General features: G+C 62.6%; 21 protein-coding genes and 1 riboswitch. Of the genes, 10 read left to right on the top strand and 11 right to left on the bottom strand.

Features of this window, described 5'->3' with window-relative positions:
- Positions 1 to 54 precede the first annotated feature (54 nt).
- Complete coding sequence (locus AF337_RS30935) at positions 55 to 852, top strand: DUF899 domain-containing protein (protein ID WP_049735163.1); 798 nt, start codon at positions 55 to 57, stop codon at positions 850 to 852.
- Between the two features lie 5 nt (positions 853 to 857).
- Entirely contained in the window at positions 858 to 1214 is a 357-nt protein-coding gene (locus AF337_RS30940) for a hypothetical protein (RefSeq protein WP_049735164.1), read from the top strand.
- A gap of 188 nt (positions 1215 to 1402) precedes the next feature.
- Here AF337_RS30940 and AF337_RS30945 read toward each other — a convergent pair whose 3' ends face one another.
- Positions 1403 to 2044, bottom strand: a complete 642-nt coding sequence (locus AF337_RS30945) for a metallophosphoesterase family protein (protein WP_049735165.1) — start codon at positions 2042 to 2044, stop codon at positions 1403 to 1405.
- A gap of 183 nt (positions 2045 to 2227) precedes the next feature.
- The gene (locus AF337_RS30950; protein WP_049735166.1) at positions 2228 to 3181 is read right to left on the bottom strand and encodes an ADP-ribosylglycohydrolase family protein; all 954 of its coding nucleotides are present in this window, start codon (positions 3179 to 3181) and stop codon (positions 2228 to 2230) included.
- A gap of 229 nt (positions 3182 to 3410) precedes the next feature.
- Between AF337_RS30950 and AF337_RS30955 the strand changes: the two genes are divergently transcribed.
- A complete protein-coding gene (locus tag AF337_RS30955) occupies positions 3411 to 4433 on the top strand; it encodes an LLM class flavin-dependent oxidoreductase (protein ID WP_049735167.1) in 1023 nt (340 codons plus the stop codon).
- Between the two features lie 12 nt (positions 4434 to 4445).
- Here the strand turns inward: AF337_RS30955 and AF337_RS30960 are convergent, their stop codons facing one another.
- On the bottom strand, positions 4446 to 5270 hold the full coding sequence (locus AF337_RS30960; protein ID WP_049735168.1) for a helix-turn-helix transcriptional regulator: 825 nt from the start codon (positions 5268 to 5270) through the stop codon (positions 4446 to 4448).
- A 97-nt stretch (positions 5271 to 5367) separates the two neighbouring features.
- Between AF337_RS30960 and AF337_RS30965 the strand changes: the two genes are divergently transcribed.
- A complete protein-coding gene (locus AF337_RS30965; RefSeq protein WP_049735169.1) occupies positions 5368 to 6291 on the top strand; it encodes a phytanoyl-CoA dioxygenase family protein in 924 nt (307 codons plus the stop codon).
- A gap of 129 nt (positions 6292 to 6420) precedes the next feature.
- Positions 6421 to 7344, top strand: a complete 924-nt coding sequence (locus AF337_RS30970; RefSeq protein WP_049735170.1) for a LysR family transcriptional regulator — start codon at positions 6421 to 6423, stop codon at positions 7342 to 7344.
- Here the strand turns inward: AF337_RS30970 and AF337_RS30975 are convergent.
- The 3 genes from AF337_RS30975 to AF337_RS30985 form a co-directional block, all read right to left on the bottom strand.
- The gene (locus AF337_RS30975; protein WP_049735171.1) at positions 7333 to 8598 is read right to left on the bottom strand and encodes an MFS transporter; all 1266 of its coding nucleotides are present in this window, start codon (positions 8596 to 8598) and stop codon (positions 7333 to 7335) included. The genes AF337_RS30970 and AF337_RS30975 overlap by 12 nt on opposite strands.
- Positions 8595 to 9242, bottom strand: a complete 648-nt coding sequence (locus tag AF337_RS30980; protein ID WP_049735172.1) for an ArsR/SmtB family transcription factor — start codon at positions 9240 to 9242, stop codon at positions 8595 to 8597. Before AF337_RS30980 ends, AF337_RS30975 begins: the two co-directional genes overlap by 4 nt.
- 73 nt (positions 9243 to 9315) lie before the next feature.
- A complete protein-coding gene (locus AF337_RS30985) occupies positions 9316 to 10407 on the bottom strand; it encodes an adenylate/guanylate cyclase domain-containing protein (RefSeq protein WP_049735173.1) in 1092 nt (363 codons plus the stop codon).
- Positions 10408 to 10568: 161 nt separating this feature from the next.
- Here AF337_RS30985 and AF337_RS30990 point away from each other — a divergent pair, with 161 nt between their 5' ends.
- Positions 10569 to 10793, top strand: coding sequence for a hypothetical protein (locus tag AF337_RS30990; protein WP_049735174.1), 225 nt, complete (start codon positions 10569 to 10571; stop codon positions 10791 to 10793).
- 81 nt (positions 10794 to 10874) lie between these two features.
- Here AF337_RS30990 and AF337_RS30995 read toward each other — a convergent pair whose 3' ends face one another.
- Positions 10875 to 11195 (bottom strand): GCG_CRPN prefix-to-repeats domain-containing protein, encoded by a 321-nt coding sequence (locus AF337_RS30995; RefSeq protein WP_049735192.1) that lies wholly within the window; start codon positions 11193 to 11195, stop codon positions 10875 to 10877.
- A gap of 183 nt (positions 11196 to 11378) precedes the next feature.
- On the bottom strand, positions 11379 to 11825 hold the full coding sequence (locus AF337_RS31000) for an SRPBCC family protein (RefSeq protein ID WP_049735175.1): 447 nt from the start codon (positions 11823 to 11825) through the stop codon (positions 11379 to 11381).
- A 403-nt stretch (positions 11826 to 12228) separates the two neighbouring features.
- Positions 12229 to 12371: riboswitch (FMN riboswitch) on the top strand.
- Positions 12372 to 12449: 78 nt separating this feature from the next.
- Between AF337_RS31000 and AF337_RS31005 the strand changes: the two genes are divergently transcribed.
- Complete coding sequence (locus AF337_RS31005) at positions 12450 to 12884, top strand: 6,7-dimethyl-8-ribityllumazine synthase (protein WP_049735176.1); 435 nt, start codon at positions 12450 to 12452, stop codon at positions 12882 to 12884.
- Between the two features lie 161 nt (positions 12885 to 13045).
- Positions 13046 to 13735: a VOC family protein gene (locus tag AF337_RS31010; protein WP_049735177.1), complete on the top strand. Its 690-nt coding sequence runs from the start codon at positions 13046 to 13048 to the stop codon at positions 13733 to 13735.
- A 345-nt stretch (positions 13736 to 14080) separates the two neighbouring features.
- On the opposite strand, the gene AF337_RS31015 is transcribed toward AF337_RS31010, so the two are convergent.
- Together AF337_RS31015 and AF337_RS31020 are read right to left on the bottom strand one after the other, a co-directional pair.
- Positions 14081 to 14857, bottom strand: coding sequence for a DUF1194 domain-containing protein (locus AF337_RS31015; protein ID WP_049735178.1), 777 nt, complete (start codon positions 14855 to 14857; stop codon positions 14081 to 14083).
- A gap of 177 nt (positions 14858 to 15034) precedes the next feature.
- Positions 15035 to 15937, bottom strand: coding sequence for a LysR family transcriptional regulator (locus AF337_RS31020; RefSeq protein WP_049735179.1), 903 nt, complete (start codon positions 15935 to 15937; stop codon positions 15035 to 15037).
- Positions 15938 to 16130: 193 nt separating this feature from the next.
- Here AF337_RS31020 and AF337_RS31025 point away from each other — a divergent pair, with 193 nt between their 5' ends.
- Both AF337_RS31025 and AF337_RS31030 read left to right on the top strand, forming a co-directional pair.
- Complete coding sequence (locus tag AF337_RS31025) at positions 16131 to 16856, top strand: SDR family NAD(P)-dependent oxidoreductase (RefSeq protein ID WP_049735193.1); 726 nt, start codon at positions 16131 to 16133, stop codon at positions 16854 to 16856.
- Positions 16850 to 17338, top strand: coding sequence for a RidA family protein (locus AF337_RS31030; RefSeq protein WP_049735180.1), 489 nt, complete (start codon positions 16850 to 16852; stop codon positions 17336 to 17338). The genes AF337_RS31025 and AF337_RS31030 overlap by 7 nt, the downstream gene beginning before the upstream one ends.
- A gap of 93 nt (positions 17339 to 17431) precedes the next feature.
- On the opposite strand, the gene AF337_RS31035 is transcribed toward AF337_RS31030, so the two are convergent.
- The gene (locus AF337_RS31035; RefSeq protein WP_049735181.1) at positions 17432 to 17971 is read right to left on the bottom strand and encodes a Pycsar system effector family protein; all 540 of its coding nucleotides are present in this window, start codon (positions 17969 to 17971) and stop codon (positions 17432 to 17434) included.
- Between the last annotated feature and the right edge of the window lie 85 nt (positions 17972 to 18056).

Here is an 18056-nt window from a genome sequence, read left to right on the forward strand (position 1 = left end):
CAGGCAACCCTGCGCCGGATGCTACGACGACAGACAGGCAAAGGAGAAGACCCCATGACGGCACAGTTGAACGCAACACGCCAGCAGTGGCTGGCAGCAAGGCTCGATCTGCTCGAGGAGGAAAAGGAGCTGACTAGGCAGAGCGACGCGCTGGCGTTGAAACGCCAGCAATTGCCGCGTGTCGGGATCGATAAGGAATACCGCTTCGACACCGAAGACGGCAACGTCTCGCTGAAAGACCTCTTCGGCGGACGTTCACAGCTTCTCGTCTATCACTTCATGTTCGGCCCCGATTATGCCGCCGGATGCCCGTCCTGCTCCTCGATCGCCGATGGTTTCAACGGCTTCTTCATCCATCTCGAAAACCACGATGTCGCCTTCTGGGCGGTGTCGCGCGCGCCGCTCGCGAAGCTTCAGGCTTTCAGGCGGCGCATGGGCTGGAGCTTCCCCTGGGCCTCGTCCTTCGGCAGCGATTTCAACGGCGATTTTAGCGTCTGGTTCAGCGCCGACGACCAGCGCCGAGGCGATATAGAATACAATTACCGGCGTGAGCCGCCCGCCTCCGAACCGCTCGCCGGCCAAATCGTGCAGCAATGGCAGCAGCCTGAAGGAGAAGGCCCGGTAGGCCAGATTGCCGCCATGACGGGCACCGATGTCATGACCTACACCCGTGACCGGCCCGGCGTCAGCGCCTTCGAACTCATCGACGGCGCCGTCTATCATAGCTATTCCAGCTATGCCCGCGGGCTGGACGGGCTCTGGGGCATGTACCAATGGCTCGACCGGGCACCCAAGGGCCGCAACGAAACCGGCATCTGGTGGCGCCATCACGACCGCTACGGCAAGGAGTAACGGAGATGCTGCTTTCCGCCCACACTCCCAAGAGAGGCGACGGCAATGCTTCTCTCAACGCCGCGGAATGGCTCTCACTGGTCGCCGCCGCAGACGGAACAGCCGTTAAGCCGAGCGGTCCTCGCCCAGGCGGCGGGATCGTCGCCCATGCTGCGGACTGGCTATCACTCGCCGCCGCCCCAACCTTCGCGCTCATGGCGCTGCTGACGGCCGCCACCGGCAGCGCCGACATGATCTGCACCACGACGCAGAATGCCTTCCCGATCGGCGGAATGCTGGTGATGTACCTGTTGATGAGCAGCTTCCACCTGACGCCCTGGCTGCGTCTCGCCGCCGGCCGGCGAGGCTCGAACCGGAGGTGATGGTGCCGGCGCCGCGACATCTCTCCTCCGTCATTCCTGTCTGGCTTCGACCCGAGGACAGGAATGACGGAGATCGGGTGCGTTTTCGCCAAACCTTCTTCTGGCGGGCCAGGGCGGCGATCGATTCCTCGTTCCGTACTGCTCCACTCCGCCGTCTCTGGCTCACCACCTTTACCGACGCGCCGCATTCAGGCCTTCACCTCGATAAAGTCGATCGGCCCGCCGGCAACGTCATCGTCGAACACCGCGCATGATAGCTTGCCGCCGAAGACGCAGCCGCTATCGATGTTGGTGCGGTTTCCTGTCGTCACCGGATTGGACAGTGAAGGCGTATGGCCGTGGACCAGATGTTTGCCCCAATAATCGCCGGTCTCACCGGGAGGAAACCGTAGCCAGAGAAGATCGCGCTTGGTCTGCCGTTGCAGCGGAAATTCCGGAACAACGCCGGCATGGACAAAGATGCGATATCGATCCACATGCATGAGGGGACGATCGTCAGCCCATTGCAAATGCTGAGGCAGAACCCTGCCATCATAGGACATTTCGGTTTCAAGTCCGCCGTTGCTGATCCACACGTCTCTGCTGTCGCTGTCGGCATAGGCGGCAACCATCATGTCCTCATGATTGCCTTTGAGGCAGATCCATCGCCACCGGTCGGACGTGCCTGCAATGACACAGTCGAGGACACTTTTGCTGTCCGGCCCGCGATCGATATAGTCGCCAAGGAAGACGATCGTGCCTTCGGACGCATAAGCCTCGATACGATCGATCATCCTATTCAGTGGATCGATACAGCCGTGGATATCACCGATGGCGAACGTGTAGCGCATGCTTCATTTTTAGAACCTGTTGGGAGCCAGGTGAAGTCCGTATCGCCGCGGCGGATCTGAATACTGCCGACAGAAAATCCGACTCATTTCCTGGCACTTACGGCGATTGCCTCGCCTTTGGCTTGAGTTCACATATTGATCGCCGCATCGGCCATGCCAAATCCGCGGATGGGTACGGCATTGTTAACCAGCCTTCTTCAACAACTGGCTGGCCAGCTCGATGCAGTCAACCGGCCAATATAGTTCAGGCCTTGGATGCATGACCTTTGGGTTTCCCTCGTGTGGTCGGCAGGAAAGTATCGTTTCACGCCATTGGCTGGGAATTGCGCACTCCCCATGAATCGCACCGAGCAGCGCTCCGGCAATCGCCGCGTTCGTATCCGTATCGCCACCGTTTGAGACGGTGCTCACGACGCCGTCTTCCAAGGAATTCGAATGCAGCAATTGAAAAATGGCATTCTGAAATGCGATCAGGACCCAGCCTTGTTGATTCACGAAGTCCTTTGGCGGTTCCTTTTCGGCGGCGGTGATTGCATCACGAATGCTGGGATCGACACCAAGCTCATCGGACCATTTTCTGACCGCCTGATAAACATCTCGAGGCGTCGGGCCTTCGGCAATCGAGTAGGATAGCGCGCGAGTAAAGAGATTGTTGATCTGCCGGCACACAGGGTTCGGATGTGTGATGATGGCGTCCTGTTCCGCCCACAACCCGACCTGTTCGGTTGAAAACTGAGATCCAAAAATGCCGAGAGGTGACACACGCATGAGCGCACCGTTGGCTTGGCTTTGGTGATCAGGCTCGTAACGAATTCCATTGTACACCGTCCGGCCAATGTCGAAAGGCTTGGATGCCAGCCAGTCTTCATAGGCCCGTCGGGCAGCGTCCTGAACATATATTCCTTCTGCGACGATCGATCTGGCCAAAGCCAGCGCCATCTCGGAGTCATCGGTTGGTTGACCGGCAATGGTGTTCCAAGCGCCACCATCATGAATTTCGCGAACGCCATGGGGATATTTTTGGCGTATTTCTTGAGGCGTCTGAAATTCCACCAGCGAGCCAAGTGCATCCCCTGCCAGTTGACCGAGAATACACCCGATTGCCCGGGACACCGTTGTATTATTTATGATTCTCATGCAGCCTCTGGCAAATAGTGAAGCGCGTTGATGCAATCGCGCTGTGATGCGAGTGGCGCAACCCGCTAAGCAACGATACTAATCCGCGCAGGTTTCCGCTAGTCGTTGCGATGTTCGAGCGACCGCAATCGGCCCAAAACAAAAGCCCTCATCCCCGACTGTCTTCAAGGCCGGAATTGTGTCATGACCCATCGACCACAGGCACAACAGCTCAAGGTGCGGCATCGGCATGAAGAAGATCGGTTTCCTCTCGTTCGGGCATTGGACGCCCTCGCCGCAATCGCAGACGCGCTCGGCGGGTGATGCGCTGCTGCAATCGATCGACCTTGCCGTCGCAGCCGAAGAGCTCGGTGCGGATGGCGCGTATTTTCGGGTGCATCATTTTGCCCGCCAACTCGCCGCGCCCTTCCCGCTGCTATCAGCCGTCGGCGCGAGAACCAGCCGGATCGAGATCGGCACCGCTGTTATCGACATGCGCTACGAAAACCCGCTCTACATCGCCGAGGATGCGGGTGCCGCCGATCTCATCGCCGGCGGCCGGCTGCAGCTCGGCATCAGCCGCGGCTCGCCCGAGCAGGTGATCGATGGCTGGCGCCATTTCGGCTATGCGCCGCCCGAAGGCCAGAGCGAGGCTGACATGGCCCGCCACCACGCCGAAGTATTCCTCGAAGTGCTGCGCGGCGAAGGTTTTGCCAAGCCCAACCCGCGGCCGATGTTTCCGAACCCGCCGGGCCTCCTGCGCCTCGAACCGCATTCGGAGGGGCTGCGCGAGCGGATCTGGTGGGGCGCAAGCTCCAACGCCACCGCCGTCTGGGCGGCCAAGCTCGGCATGAACCTGCAGAGCTCAACGCTGAAGGACGACGAAACGGGAGAGCCGTTTCACGTCCAGCAGGCTGACCAGATCCGCGCCTACCGCGAGGCCTGGAAGGCGGCCGGTCACACGCGCCAGCCACGCGTCTCCGTCAGCCGCAGCATCTTCGCGCTGGTCGACGACCGCGATCGCGCCTATTTCGGCTACGGCAACGACGAGGACGACAAGATCGGTTTCCTCGACGAGAAGACCCGGGCGATCTTCGGCCGCAGCTATGCCGCCGAACCCGACGTCCTGATCCGGCAGCTCGCCGAGGACCAGGCGATCGCCGAGGCCGACACGCTGCTGCTTACCGTCCCCAACCAGCTCGGCGTCGCCTACAACGCCCATGTCATCGAAGCGATCCTGACCCACGTCGCCCCGGCGCTCGGCTGGCGCTGACACCTGCCATTTTCAACCCCGCAGATATCGCGCACGGAATTCGCGGGGACTGCAGCCTTCGCGTTCGTGAAAGATGCGTGAAAAATAAAATGGATCATCCAGGCCGATCATGGCGGCAACCGTTTCGATCTTTTCGTCGGTGGTTGCCAGCAGCTGTTTGGCATGATCCATGCGCACCCGAAGCTGAAATGCCTTGGGAGGCAATCCGGTTTCAAGCGTGAACCGCCGGCGCAGCGTGGCCGGCGACATGCCGTGCTCGGCGGCGAAGGCAGCAAGATCGAGCGGCTGCATCGCCCGCCGCCGTAGCGTTTCGACGATGTCGGCCATATCAGCCCCTGCCTGGCGCCGATCGACTGCATCGATTGCCTGTCTGGCGGCTGCGATGACGATCTGATGCAGCATCAGTGCCGCCGACGCCTGCCCAAGATTGGTATCGTCAAGCAGATCGGCATGAAGCTTGCCGAAGAGCCGCGCCAACTCATCGAGATGATGCAGGGGCACGACCGGATGGTGCTCGGCAATGATCCTCAGCCTGACGAAGTCCCGCGGGAAGGATCCTTCGAAAAGCGCCCAGCGCTCGTCCCAGCCGCCTTCGTCGGGAGCGTAGGAATGCGCGCGGTTGGGAAACAGCCAGAACAGCGCAGGTCCGGTCAGGCTGAGGCGGCCGCTGGCGGCGGTTTCCAGCCAGCCCTGCCCGCGCTCCACCAGCACGACGGCGAAACTCGGAAGTTTTCGCTCGGTCACCGCATGGCGGGCATGCTGCCTGCCGCTGCCGGTGACCGCCAGTCCGCCGGCCGCGCCAAGCGGCGTTCTATAAATGGCCTCGGCGTTTTTCATGATGAGCGAAAAGTCCAGCTATGAATTTCCTCCATGTCGGTTATCCCTGCAGATCAGCTAATTGATGGCAAATCAATTCAAGCTGGGGAAGGCTGAAATGTCGATTGCCGCCAAAACCATGCAGACCCGAACACCGGAATTTCCTCTTGCCGCCCACGGCAAAAGCTTGCCGGCGGAACGGACGGGCTGGCTCACACCGACCGACCCCGCCATCGGTATCGACGCCATCCGCCGCCGTTACCAGAACGATGGCTATGTCTGGCTGAAAGGTCTTCTGCCTTGGGCCGACATCATCGACTTCCGCGGCTGGGTGTTCGAACGCCTCGCGGTGACAGGACTGGTCGAGCCCGGCAGCGATTTTTCGCAAGGGATCGCCTCGGCCACCGACGTCGACTGGAGCCTGGCGAACCGGCTCCTGATGTCGCTTGTCCGCTCCGCCGCCTATGAAGGCTTTTGCGCGCAACCACCGCTCACCCGCTTCATGGACGAATTTCTGCAGGGCATCTCCTACCTGCACAAGCGCAAGATCATGCGTTTCACTCAGCCCGGTTCGCCGACTGCCACCCCCGCCCACTACGATCTCGTCTATCTCCGCGGCGGCACCAGCCGCCTGGTGACTGCCTGGATCCCGATCGGCGATATCCCCTCGGAGATGGGCGGCCTGGTCTACCTCGAAGGCTCGCACGCACTTGGAGTCAAGATGGAGGCCGAGTTCCACGCCGCTAGCGGCGATCTTTCGCCTGAAGAGCGGATCAGCGCCTATAACAGCCACATGACGGAAGGCGGCTGGGTCTCGAAGGATCTCCCGGATATGGCGGAGCGCTTCGACACCCGCTGGCTCGCCGCCGATTATGAGGCCGGTGACGTCGTGCTCCACTCACCTTACATGATCCACGCCTCGACCACCAACCAGGATCGCGGCCGAAGGCTGCGCCTCTCGACCGACATCAGATATCAGAATGTCGACGACGAGATCGACGCCCGATGGAACAACCATTGGAGCCTCGGCGATATGCTGTAGCCCCGTTCCAACGCCTCAATTGCGAAGTGTCGGGACCTTACAGGCGTCGTGAGCGTTGATGGTCCGAGCCTTGAATCGGTTGCATGACTGACCGACTTATGGCTGGGACCGAACCGCTCGAGTTGCCTGATGCCGCGCACGAACCTGAACGATATCCTGATCTTCATGGCCGTCGTCGATGCCGGAAGCTTTATTGCCGGCGGCCAGGCCATGGGCCTGTCCCGCTCGGCGGCGGGAAAGGCGGTCATCCGCCTGGAAGAGCGGCTCGCCGCGCGTCTGCTCAACCGCACGACGAGAACGCTAAGCCTGACCGATGAAGGGCGGGTCTTTTACGAGCACGGCCTGCAGATTCTCGCATCGGTCGACGAGGCGGAAGCGAGCGTGGGAGGCCAGAGCGGCATGCCGCGCGGCGTTCTCAGGCTCACCCTACCCGATGCCTTCGGACGGCTCGTCATATTGCCTCTGCTGGAAAAATACCTTCGGACCTGGCCCGACATCCAGGTGGAGATGAGCTTCACCGATCGTCTCGCCGACATCATCGAGGAAGGCTTCGATCTGGCGATCCGAATCGGCGCAACTGCGTCGGACTCCCGGCTGGTCTCGCATGTGATCGCCACCTACAGGACGCGCCTCTGCGCCTCGCCCTCCTATCTCGCCGCGCGCGGCGAGCCACGCGATATCGACGATCTCGCAGCCCACGACTGCCTGATTTTCACCAGCCGCAACCAGAGGCAGGGCTGGCGTTTTCGCGGCAAGGGCAGTTCCTGGATCAAGGCGCAGGGGCGCAGCCGCCTGAGGCTCGATAGCGGCGAGGCGATCCGCGACGCTGCCCGGGCGGGATTGGGCATCGCGCTCCTGCCCGATTTCCTCATCGCCGGCGATCTCGCCGCCGGGCATCTTCGGCAGGTCCTGCCCGAACTGGAAGCCGATGACACAAAGATCGTCACGCTTTATCCCGACAAGCGCCTGCTGGAACCGCGCATCCACCGTTTTATCGATCTGTTGGTCGAGGCGCTGGGGCAAGAGAGAGCGGGCGCGCGCTCATCGCCTTGATACGGAAGCACCGGCATCGGCAACCGATCTGTCGAAACCGCGGAAACTTTTCAGGCCAAGGGGAAGGAGGGACGCGGCGAGATAGGCAAACCCGGTGAGCAGCAGCGCCGCGGCAAGACCGATGGTGCTGATCAGAGCGCCGCCCACGAGGCCGCCGAAAGGAATGAGGGCGAAGCAGAGAGCGGCGTTCATGGAGGTGACGCGGCCGGTCAGCGGCTTGGGAATGCGCTCGAAGATCACCGCCGAGAGGATCGGGTTGAGGAAGCCCGAGGCGAATCCTGCGATGGCCAGGGTCGTAAAGACAAGGCCGAGCGGCGCATCCAGCGCAACAACGAGAAAGCGGGGAAAACCGGTCAACAGGAATGCCACGGTATAGACCATCAGGCGCGGCATCCGCTCGCCGATTGCCGCGGCAATCGCCGCACCTGCGATCGACGCGCCGGCGAATGCCGCAAACATCGCTCCCAGCAGTTCCGGACCATGGCCGGAATCGCGTGTCCAGACGGGCAGCAGCACCGCATGATAGGCCTGATCCAGCAGATTGGTGATCGCCACCATGGCGACGATGCTGACGAGCACCGCATCGCCGCGCAGAAAGCGCCAGCCTTCCCGGAGATCGTCGAGATAAGAAGCCCTTTCGACCAGTCGGGCACCGGGTGCGCCGGATAGCTCGGGCGCGCCCCGTATCCCGGGAATGCCGACTGCGACGATCAGCGCGGCGGCGGCAAAGGTGGCGGCATTGACGAGGAGCGCCTGACCCGGGCCGATCAGCCCGATCAGCGCGCCGGCGCCGGCGGCGCCCGCCGTCGAGGCCAGCCGCTCGATCGCGCTGGCGACGCCGGTCACCCGTTCGAGCGGCACCTTCGCGAGCCTGGCGATATCGGGAACCATTGCCTGCTTGGCCGCGTCGGAAGGCCCACGCAGCACGCCCATGGCAAAGACAACAGGCAGCAGCATCGGCACAGTCAGCATGCCGAAAAGATCGAACAGCGGCACCAGCCCGACCACGGCCACCGAAGCGCTATCGCAGACGATGGCGATGCGCCTGGCGCCGACGCGGTCGATCAGCGGCCCGCCGAGCGCCTTGGCGACGACATAGGGCAGCATCTCCATCATCGCCGTCAGCCCTGTCAGGACAGGGCTGCCCGTCGTGCTCAGCACCAGCCAGGGAATAGCGATGGTCGATAGCCGCGTGCCGGAAAGCGAACACGTCTCGGCAGCGGCGAGCGCCAGGAAAGGCCTGCCCCTCCTCACGGCTCATCCTCCCCCTCGCGATGCGGAACGCGGCCCGGATAGGGGAAGGCGTGCAGCATGACGTAGAAGGGAACCATGCCGGGATCCCGAGACGCCGCCTCGCCCAGCGGGGGGGCTGCCCGCATGGCTTCCAGGATGATGCCGGTCAGCCGTTTCGTCAGAGCCTCGGCTTGATCAGCCGTCATCGGGATGATGATGTCGTCGGCAGCCGTCGCCTTGCGCCATTCGGCCGGCAACTCGGCATATTCCTCCAACGCCTGCTGCATCTGGCCGACCTGCAGGGAGAGGGCCGCCTGATTGAAGGCGATGTCGAGATCGAGCCCCTCTCCTTCGGCCTCGCTCGGCGGCACCGAGGTCAGCTCGTGGCTGGCACGCCACCAGCGGTCGCGCCTCGATGCATGCGGCGCCTCCTCGATGAAGCCGTATTGCGCAAGCTGGCGCAGATGATAGCTCGTCGCCCCGCTGTTCAGGCCGAGCCGCGCCGCGAGCTGCGTCGCCGTGGCAGGCCCATCGATCCGGAGCATGCCGAGCATGCGCAGCCGGACAGGATGGGCGAGCGCCTTCAGCGCGGTCGGCTCGGGCACGACCCGGCTGACGGTGCGGGAGGCGGCATCTGCGGCAGGTTGGGAGCGCTGATCTTTCATGGAGCCAAATATACAATTGCAAATATATCTTTGCAAATATTTCTTTGCATAAATGGTGCACCTGCCCGCAGGCTCAATCTTCCCGCAGGGTGAAGACCGCGCAAGGCTCGGCGATACCGCGCAAACTCTGCTCTCCGAGCGGTATCAGCGTCGTCGCCGTGTTCGCCGCCACGGCGCCCGAGATCAGCACGCTGCGGCCGAGCGGCTTGCAAAGCCCTTCCAGCCGGCTGACCAGATTGACCGCCGGGCCGATGGCGGTGAAATCCAGCCGGTCGGCCGCGCCGATATTGCCCCAGAGGATCTCGCCGAAATGCAGCGCGGCGCCGAAGGGCAGCGGCGCCAGACCTTCCGCCTCACGCATCCGGTCGAGATGGATCATGCCGGCGCGGCTGGCCGCGACCGCCCTCAGCGCCGCCTCGCAGGCGTCGCGATCGCCCCGGGCCTCGGCGCCTGTCGTAACGGGAAAGATCGCCAGCACGCCGTCGCCGATGAATTTCAGCACCTCGCCGCCGAAGGCGTGCACGGCGCCGGCGACGCGGTCGAAATAGGCGTCGAGCGCGGCGATCATCGCATGCGGCTCGGTGACTTCAGAAAGCGCGGTGAAATCCCGCAGATCGGCGCAGAGAAGAGCGGCACGGATGGTTTCGCCGCTGCCGCGGGCGAGCGCGCCTGATTGAACCCGGGCCGCACTGCGCCGGCCGAGATAGGCTTCGAGCAGCGCCGTCCGCGCCTCCCGCGCCGCAAGTGCGGCAAGCGGCGCGGCGGCAAAACGCGCGACCTCCCGCAGCCGGGCGGCTGCATCGGGAGCGAAGGCCTCCGCCCCTGCCCCGTCGGCTATGCCCGCCCAGCCGAGCATGGGGTCATCCGGCGAAGGCCCGATCCTCTCCTCCCAGACCGGCCCGAGCCCGGCCAGCCACTCGCGGCCGGCCTCGTTCTGTGGAGCCGCAGCGAAGGCCAGCGCCTCGATGACCGCCCCGGTCTCGGCCCGCCACAGCCAGGTGCGCCGCGCGATGATCGGATGCGGTACCGACAGCGTCAGCGCGCCGCCCGAAAGCGGCAGGCCGTTAGCCAACAGCCGGCGCCCGAGCGCGGCCAGAAACCGTTCGGGACCGGGCGAGGCCGCGGCCTCGTCAACCAGCCAAGCAAGGGGAGACGGCAGATCCATGCCCTAACATGACATCGCCCCGGCATGCCCGCAAGAACGCCGCTCGCGGCCCTGTTCCTGTCGCCAATCTCATCACGGCGCAAAACAAAAAATAACACTTTAAACTTGCGCAGTTTTCATTCCATTATGCGCCGTTCGTCATCGTGTGATTGAGGGGTACGATGGGCACGATATTCTGGCCGAAAGATCCGCTTGACGGCAATGACATGACGCTGCTGACGTCGATCCTTCGGCGGTGGTGCGAAAGATATCAGATCGAGCTGACCGCAGAGGAGAGCAGCCGCAAGGCGAAGGAGCTCGTCGAATGGTATGAATTCGGCGTCAAGGATCCTGTCGAGCTCGAAGAACTGATCGACAGCAAACACTGGCTCGTCAGCACGGTTTGACGCCAAGGCGCCGAAGAAACGTCTATAAAAAGGGCCGGCGAAGATTGCGCCGACCCCATCGATCTGTCTCTGACTGCGACCTTAATAATCATCCCGCCAGCGGCGGCGATACTCGCCACGCCGCTCATCGCGCCAGCGCGGACCATCCCAATCCCGGTGACGCCGCTCCCAGCCCCAGCGGGGCGGACCGCCGTAGAAGGCCACCGGCGGCGGGCGTCGCCAGTTTCGCCGGCATTCGCCCCAGCGGGTCAGGTGCCAGCCGCGGCCGCACGCATAGTCGACCTTTGTAACATCGCTTGTGACATTGCTCTGGACATTGATTGTCCCCATCGGCATCGCCTCAGCTGTGCCGATCGAGAGGCTGCCAGCGAGCAAGGCAGCCGCGATAGAAAGTGCCTTCATCGGAAACTCCATTTCATCCAGCCACCCTCACCCTAGGGCGGCCAAATTGAACTGGAGATGAACTGAGCGTTCATGTTTGCGGGCGAAATAGAAGCGCTTTCGGACGGCCGGTCGGAGCGCCGGCCAGCCGTTTTCCCGCAACGGCAACCGCTTCGGGACAAGCCTCCGGCCTGCAAAAACCGTTCATGTCCTGCCGGAAAATGAGTCGGGACCCGGGTCACGCCCGGCGGCGACCTCGATCAGCCGCCCGAGGTAATGCGCCCAGCCTTCCGCATGGCCCGCGCATTGATCGGCGCTCGGCAGACCGCTATGGGTGAGCCGCAGCAGCGTTCCGCCCCCCTGCTCGATCAGATCGATCTCGACCAGGCTCGAACCCGGCGGCACCACCTCGCTGCCGTCCCAGCCGAAGCTGTAAGCAAGGCGATGAACCGGCACCACCTCGCGAAACGAGCCGCGCGCAAAGCGGGCGCCGGTGACGTTGACGAGATAGAGCCCGCCCGGCTGCGGCTCGACCTGCGCTTCCGTTCCCATCCAGCGCAGGATCTTTTCCGGGTCGGTCATCAACGCAAACACCGCGGCCGGCGGCGCCGCGATATGCGCCTCGCGGTGAACGACGAGGGGGTCTTGCATCTCTCTCTCCCATGGTTGTCATGGCCTGCCCTCGCCTTGGGCGGGATCGGCGCTACGCTATTTTGACGGGGTGTCCTCATTGGAAGCATGTAGGCAAACGTGTGGGTTCAGCAAGGGCGATGGAGACATTCCTCTCCGAGGCTGGATCGTCACTACGCCCTTCGCTTACGCTCAGTGCACTCGCTCCTATCGTCGCTCGACCCCGGTCGGTGCCCTTCAGGGCAGATGAGGGGGTGAGGAGCGTCAGAGACGAACGCCTTGAGCGGCAAGCGAAAGGTATATGGCCGGGGCATACCGGAACAACCGCCTTGCCCTTCGAGCCACTCACGCCCGGACCACGCCGCATTGCACAATGAAAGCATTTCACCCTATTGCCAGCCCGCCGCCTTGCCCCTATTGTCCCCGCCGTTCTCAGGGCGGGGTGAAAGTCCCTACCGGCGGTATGCAGTTTCGATTGCGAGCCCGCGAGCGCCTTCTCAGGAAGGGTCAGCAGATCAGGTGAGATGCCTGAGCCGACGGTCATAGTCCGGATGAAAGAGAACGCGCGTTCCCACCGCCCTTGCGGCTGTCGGGGACGTTCGTGATCGCCTTGGGTGATGTGTCTGTTCGCCAAAGGAGATTACAATGACACCCACCCGCTACGCCTTTATCAAAGCCAGCTGGCACGCCGACATCGTCGACCGCGCCCTTGACGGCTTCCATCAGCTCGTTCCGCCCGAGCAGGTCGATGTGTTCGATGTTCCCGGCGCATTCGAGATGCCGCTGCTTTCCCGTGATCTTGCCGCAACCGGGCGCTATGCCGCCGTCGTTGCCGCCGCTTTCGTCGTCGACGGTGGAATTTACCGCCACGAATTCGTCGCCCAGGCCGTGGTCGATGGGCTGATGCGCGCCGGCATGGATACGGGCGTGCCGGTGCTGTCGGTTTCGCTGACGCCGCATCAGTATCAGGAAACCGAGCACCATAAGCAGATCTACCGCGCACACTTCGTCGAGAAAGGGCGGGAGGCCGCAAAGGCCGCGCTGACGATCGGGAAGACACGCGCCGCTCTTGCAGCGTAAAAGGCTGATCCTCGGAACCGAGGCGGCGGGATCGGTCCCGCCGCCTTCATCGGGTCAATTCCGACAGAATAATTGATTCGACGCCCTCGCCGCGCTGTGGTCCACTCGACCCCGACATGTATCGCCATTCTTAATGCATCCAGAACCCCAAGGAGCTGAAGATGAGCAATGCAATGCGCAGTGAACCCCCTATCGAAAATCAGAGAACACGGCCGGTCGACACCAAGCTCGAAGTGGTCGTCATCCCCGTTTCCGACGTTGACCGCGCCAAACGTTTTTACGACGGGCTGGGCTGGCGGCTAGACGCCGATTTCGCCAATGATGCCGATTTCCGGGTGATCCAGTTTACCCCGCCCGGCTCCGGCTGCGCGATCATCTTCGGCAAGAATATCACCCCCGCGGCACCAGGCTCCGCCCAGGGGCTGTACCTCATCGTCACCGACATCGAGGCCGCCCGCCGCGATCTCATCGCCCGCGGCGTCGAGGTCAGCGACGTGTTCCATGACGCATCAGGCGTCTATGCCGGCAAGGACGAGCCCTATCTCTTCGGACGGCTCAGGATCACCGGTCGCGATCCCGAGCACCGCAGCTACCGCTCCTTCGCCTCGTTCAAGGACCCCGACGGCAATGGCTGGCTGTTCCAGGAAGTCACCGAGCGCTTGCCTGGACGCATCGACGCCGACGAGACGGCCTTTGCAACGTCGAGCGACCTTGCCTCAGCGCTGCGCCGCGCGGCGACCGCCCACGGCGAACACGAGAAGCGCAACGGCGGCAAGCACGACGAAGGCTGGCCGGACTGGTACGCCCAATACATGGTCAGCGAACAAGCCGGCAGGGAACTGCCGCTGTAGATGGCGGTAGAGGGACGCAGACGCTCGTCGCGTCTGTGTTGCCTCTTAATAATGATGCAGTCCGCTTGCCTTTCGCTTGCCGCTCAAGGCGAGGCGAAGGACAATGAAGGACGTGCAGTGTAGCCCCCTCATCTGCCTGCCGGCATCTTCTCCCCGAGGCGAGAAGCGGAATCGCGGCGGCGCCTCGCGTCCCTTGAAACCTCAGCTTGCGAATGAAGGTCGTCCGGCTTGCCCCCTTCTCCCCAGCGGGGAGAAGATGCCGGCAGGCAGATGAGGGGGCCACACGGCACGTCTTTCATTGTCTCTCGCTTCACCCCGAGCGAAAGTGATGGCAAAAAAAGCCCGTCACCGCTCGAAAAAATCCCGCCACTGTTTCTCGCCAACCAGACAGTCGGCTGCGGGCGCATCCCCCGCGATCTCACGCACTGTCGCCGGCGGCCAAAGGCCGCTGATTTCAAGCACCAGCTTGCGGCGCACGGCGACCGCGAAATCCTCGATCTTGTGGACCGGCAGCACGAAGGCGCCGGGGCCGCCGATGACGCAATCGGCGTAATATTTGTCGAGCCCGTCGGGCGCATCGGAAGGCCGCAGCATGATGGCGAGGCCGTTGATGACCATGCCCGCTTCCACCGCCCTGTCGCGGGCTGGTGTCACGGGATTGCCGGAATTGTTCGGGCCGTCGCCGGAAACGTCGATGACCTCCCGCGCGCCCTGAAAGGGACTGGCGATGATCATGCTGGCGCCCTGGGCGATGGCGGTGGAGATCGAGGTGCGCCGCTGTGTGGCGACCGGCCGGGCGTCGAGCTTGTCGGCAAAGGCGATCGCATCCGCTTCCGTCTCGATAATCTGCCAGTCGATCACCGAATCCTGGACGACATAGCCCGCCCATTCGAAATAGCTGATGGCGATGCGCCCGGTCAGACCGCCTTTGACCGCATCGATGAATTCCTTGTGCTTGAGCGCCTCGACATAACCCTGGCGCTGGATGCCGATCTCTTCGAAATCCATCGACCGCGAGGTGTCGACGGCCAGCACCAGCGCCACGTCGACCTCGCTTCTCCCGACCTCAGCGACCGGGGCGACGCCGGAAAGACCCATCAGCACCGCAAGTGTCGTCAGCATTGGCTATCCAATCCCTGCGCCATTCCCAGGCGAGGCAACTTTAACACAGCTTGGCCGGCACCGGACGTGGGGCCGCCCGCGGGGCTTCAATTTTCGGTGATGGATTGGCCAGGCGAGTTGGGCCCTGAGCCGCGCTCCTCCGCGCGAGGCTCTCGTGTAGCACCGATCAGGACGCCCTCAATGCAATGGCAGCCATAACGGGTTTTTCCATGCCTTCAGCGCTTCGAGGAAAACCTGCAGGCGCAAGGGCAGGAAGCGGCGTGTCGGATAGACCGCATGCACGAATATCTCCTCGGACGACCAGTCGGGCAGCAGGCGGATGAGTTCGCCTCTTCTAATCTCATCGTCGCAATAGGTGGAAGGCAGCAGACCGATGCCATGCCCGCGATAGGTGAAGGCGCTCACCGCCTCGAAATCCCGGCTCGAGACCGGCCCCGACACCTGCTGGCGAACCGATTTGAGGCCGCTGACGAGATGCCATTCCGCTTCGCCGTTGCGGCCGTTCAGCAGCACGCACTGGTGGTGCTTCAGGTCCTCGGGCTTTGAGGGAAGCGGCCTGCCCTTCATATAGTCCGGTGCGGCGACCAGATAGCGCACGCTCTTTCCGAGCCGCTGCGCGACGATCGAGGAATCCTTGAGTTCGCCGAAGCGGATGCCGAGATCGATATTCTCGGCGATCAGATCGAGGAACAGGTTGGTGACGAAGAGATCAACCTGGATCTCGGGATAGGTCTTCAGGAAGGCCGAAACGAATTCATAGAAAACCTCCTGCCCGAAGATGACGGGCACGGAGATTTTCAGCAAGCCTTCCGGCTTTCTCTGCGCCTCCGTCAGGGCCTGTTCGGCGTCGACAAGATGGGCGAGCGGCTCGCTGCACCGATCGAAATAGGCGCTCCCCTGCGCGGTCAGGCTGAGCTTGCGTGTCGTGCGCTGTAGCAGCGTCACGCCGAGCTGCTCCTCCAGCGACGTCACCTTCCGGCTGACGGTCGAGACCGGCATACCGAGAGAATGGGCGGCGCGGCTGAAGCTGCCGTACCGCGCCACCGTCACGAAAACCGCGATGTCGTTCAGGTCCGCCATGCCGCTATTTTTGCATACATGCAAAAGATAATCCAGATATTTCCATCTAATCGAGGAATGGAGTTTTTGCCATATTCACCTTGCGAAAACAATCACAACCCGATGGAGGCGCATTCGCAGCCGCCCCATCTCGAGCGACCCGGCCTTCGCAAGCGCAAGACCTTCGTTGCCCGACTAAATTATGGAGTTCAACATGACTACCGCAAAGACTGTCATCGTCACGGGCGCCTCCCAGGGAATTGGAGCCGGGCTCGTCAACGCCTTCATCGAGCGCGGCTATAATGTCGTCGCCACCTCGCGCCAGGTCAGCGCCTCGGATGCCTTTCAGGCTTCAGATAAGCTGGCGCTCGTCGATGGCGACATCGGCGATGCCGAAACCGCGGCGCGGGTCGCACAGACCGCGATCGACCGGTTCGGCTCGATCGACGCCCTCGTCAACAATGCCGGCATTTTCTTCAGCAAGCCGTTCGTCGATTACACCCTGACCGACTTCCGAAAGCTGTCCTCAACCAATCTCGAAGGCTTCATTCACCTGACCCAGTTGGTCGTCCGGCAGATGCTCGCTCAGAAATCGGGCGGCAGCATCGTCAGCATCACCACCCCGCTGATCGATCATCCGATCGCCGGTTTCTCGGCTTCCGTCGCCATGATGACCAAGGGCGGCATCGACGCGATCTCCAAGAACCTGGCGATGGAATATGCAAGTGAGGGAATTCGCGTCAACACGGTGGCTCCCGGGGTCGTCGATACGCCGTTGCACAAGGACAATCCGAAAGACTTCCTCAGCACGCTGTCACCGATGGCCGGCATTTCCAACGTCGGGGAAGTCGTCGATGCGGTCGTCTTCCTAACCGAGGCTCCGCGCGTCACCGGGGAGGTGCTGCACGTCGACGGCGGCGCACATCTGGGCAGATGGTAAACCACCCGCAAGCGCAGGCAGCCGGCGCAGAACGGCGGCTGCAGGAACTCGGCATCACGCTTCCCCCACCGCCGACACCCCTGGGGGCCTATGTCGAGGCGGTCAGATCAGACAAGCTGGTCTTCTTCAGCGGCATGTTGCCAGTCATCAACCGCGAGCCGCGCTATGTCGGCCGCGTCGGCGGCGCACTGACGGCCGAAGATGGTCGGAAGGCCGCCGAAACGGCGACACTCAGCGCACTTGCCGCCGCCAAGGACCATCTCGGCTCGCTGGACAGGGTCGCAAAAGTCGTCAAGCTCGGCGTCTACATCGCCACCGAAGGCGATTTCCGCGACCATCCGAAGGTCGCGGACGGCGCGTCGGAAATGCTGCTCCAGGTCTTCGGCGAGGAAAAGCTCTCCGGCCGGGTCGTGCTCGGCGTCGCCAGCCTGCCGCTAGGCGTGCCGATCGAGCTTGAGCTGATTATTGAGGTCGAGGATTGAATGGACGGGCGCGCTTCGGCGCGCCTGCATTCCTGGCGTCGCTTGCGCTCACGCCGGCGCCAGCCGACCGACAAGCGCAAAGCAACCCACGCCTCACACCGCCGCCAACAGCAGCACGTAGGCGATGACGCTCACCATCAAGCCACGAAACGCAAAGGTCACGCAGCGGTATTTGCTGCGGGCGATGGCGGAGAGGATATTGGCGTTTTCGAGATACTGATCGAACAGATAGCGCTCGTCGCGCCGCAGTGCCGCGTCGAAGAACAGCTCGCGGTGGTTGTGCCAGGCGCCCCAGAACAGTGAGGTCGAGCTATCCAAACGGCGCGGCAGCACGACGAGGATCGCCGACAGGATTGAGAAGACCGAGGCTGCGGCAAGCAGGCCCGAGAACAGCATGCTCCCAGACGTGCCGGCGACATAACGCACCGGGTTGAAGACCGCCCTCACCTCGCTGGAACTCACCAGGAAAGCCAGCATAAATGTAAAGATATAGGCGGCCTTTTGATCAGATATCTTGATCTGATCGTAAAATATATCATTGATTTTCTTGATATGATCGAAATACTCGACACCGATATCCGCACTCGACGGCTGACTTAGCATAACCTCAGTTGCAGTTTCGAATTCGCTCACGTGAATACTCCGTCCCCAAGTGTTTCTCTGATATTACACTTGACGGCGAAAGCAAGAACACGTGTGCAATACGCTTGACTTTTCC

Source organism: Rhizobium ecuadorense (assembly GCF_001187535.1).
In the GTDB taxonomy this organism is placed as follows: Bacteria; Pseudomonadota; Alphaproteobacteria; order Rhizobiales; family Rhizobiaceae; genus Rhizobium; species Rhizobium ecuadorense.

Excerpts from the sequence above, each read along its gene's own strand:
- AF337_RS30995 (WP_049735192.1), bottom strand. The coding sequence starts at position 11,195 with ATGAAGGCACTTTCTATCGCGGCTGCCTTGCTCGCTGGCAGCCTCTCG.
- AF337_RS30960 (WP_049735168.1), bottom strand. The coding sequence starts at position 5,270 with ATGAAAAACGCCGAGGCCATTTATAGAACGCCGCTTGGCGCGGCCGGC.
- AF337_RS30955 (WP_049735167.1), top strand. The coding sequence starts at position 3,411 with ATGAAGAAGATCGGTTTCCTCTCGTTCGGGCATTGGACGCCCTCGCCG.
- AF337_RS31030 (WP_049735180.1), top strand. The coding sequence starts at position 16,850 with ATGGTAAACCACCCGCAAGCGCAGGCAGCCGGCGCAGAACGGCGGCTG.
- AF337_RS30970 (WP_049735170.1), top strand. The coding sequence starts at position 6,421 with ATGCCGCGCACGAACCTGAACGATATCCTGATCTTCATGGCCGTCGTC.
- AF337_RS30965 (WP_049735169.1), top strand. The coding sequence starts at position 5,368 with ATGTCGATTGCCGCCAAAACCATGCAGACCCGAACACCGGAATTTCCT.
- AF337_RS30990 (WP_049735174.1), top strand. The coding sequence starts at position 10,569 with ATGGGCACGATATTCTGGCCGAAAGATCCGCTTGACGGCAATGACATG.
- AF337_RS30950 (WP_049735166.1), bottom strand. The coding sequence starts at position 3,181 with ATGAGAATCATAAATAATACAACGGTGTCCCGGGCAATCGGGTGTATT.
- AF337_RS31010 (WP_049735177.1), top strand. The coding sequence starts at position 13,046 with ATGAGCAATGCAATGCGCAGTGAACCCCCTATCGAAAATCAGAGAACA.
- AF337_RS31020 (WP_049735179.1), bottom strand. The coding sequence starts at position 15,937 with ATGGCGGACCTGAACGACATCGCGGTTTTCGTGACGGTGGCGCGGTAC.
- AF337_RS31000 (WP_049735175.1), bottom strand. The coding sequence starts at position 11,825 with ATGCAAGACCCCCTCGTCGTTCACCGCGAGGCGCATATCGCGGCGCCG.
- AF337_RS30935 (WP_049735163.1), top strand. The coding sequence starts at position 55 with ATGACGGCACAGTTGAACGCAACACGCCAGCAGTGGCTGGCAGCAAGG.
- AF337_RS31005 (WP_049735176.1), top strand. The coding sequence starts at position 12,450 with ATGACACCCACCCGCTACGCCTTTATCAAAGCCAGCTGGCACGCCGAC.
- AF337_RS30940 (WP_049735164.1), top strand. The coding sequence starts at position 858 with ATGCTGCTTTCCGCCCACACTCCCAAGAGAGGCGACGGCAATGCTTCT.
- AF337_RS31015 (WP_049735178.1), bottom strand. The coding sequence starts at position 14,857 with ATGCTGACGACACTTGCGGTGCTGATGGGTCTTTCCGGCGTCGCCCCG.
- AF337_RS30985 (WP_049735173.1), bottom strand. The coding sequence starts at position 10,407 with ATGGATCTGCCGTCTCCCCTTGCTTGGCTGGTTGACGAGGCCGCGGCC.
- AF337_RS31025 (WP_049735193.1), top strand. The coding sequence starts at position 16,131 with ATGACTACCGCAAAGACTGTCATCGTCACGGGCGCCTCCCAGGGAATT.
- AF337_RS30980 (WP_049735172.1), bottom strand. The coding sequence starts at position 9,242 with ATGAAAGATCAGCGCTCCCAACCTGCCGCAGATGCCGCCTCCCGCACC.
- AF337_RS30945 (WP_049735165.1), bottom strand. The coding sequence starts at position 2,044 with ATGCGCTACACGTTCGCCATCGGTGATATCCACGGCTGTATCGATCCA.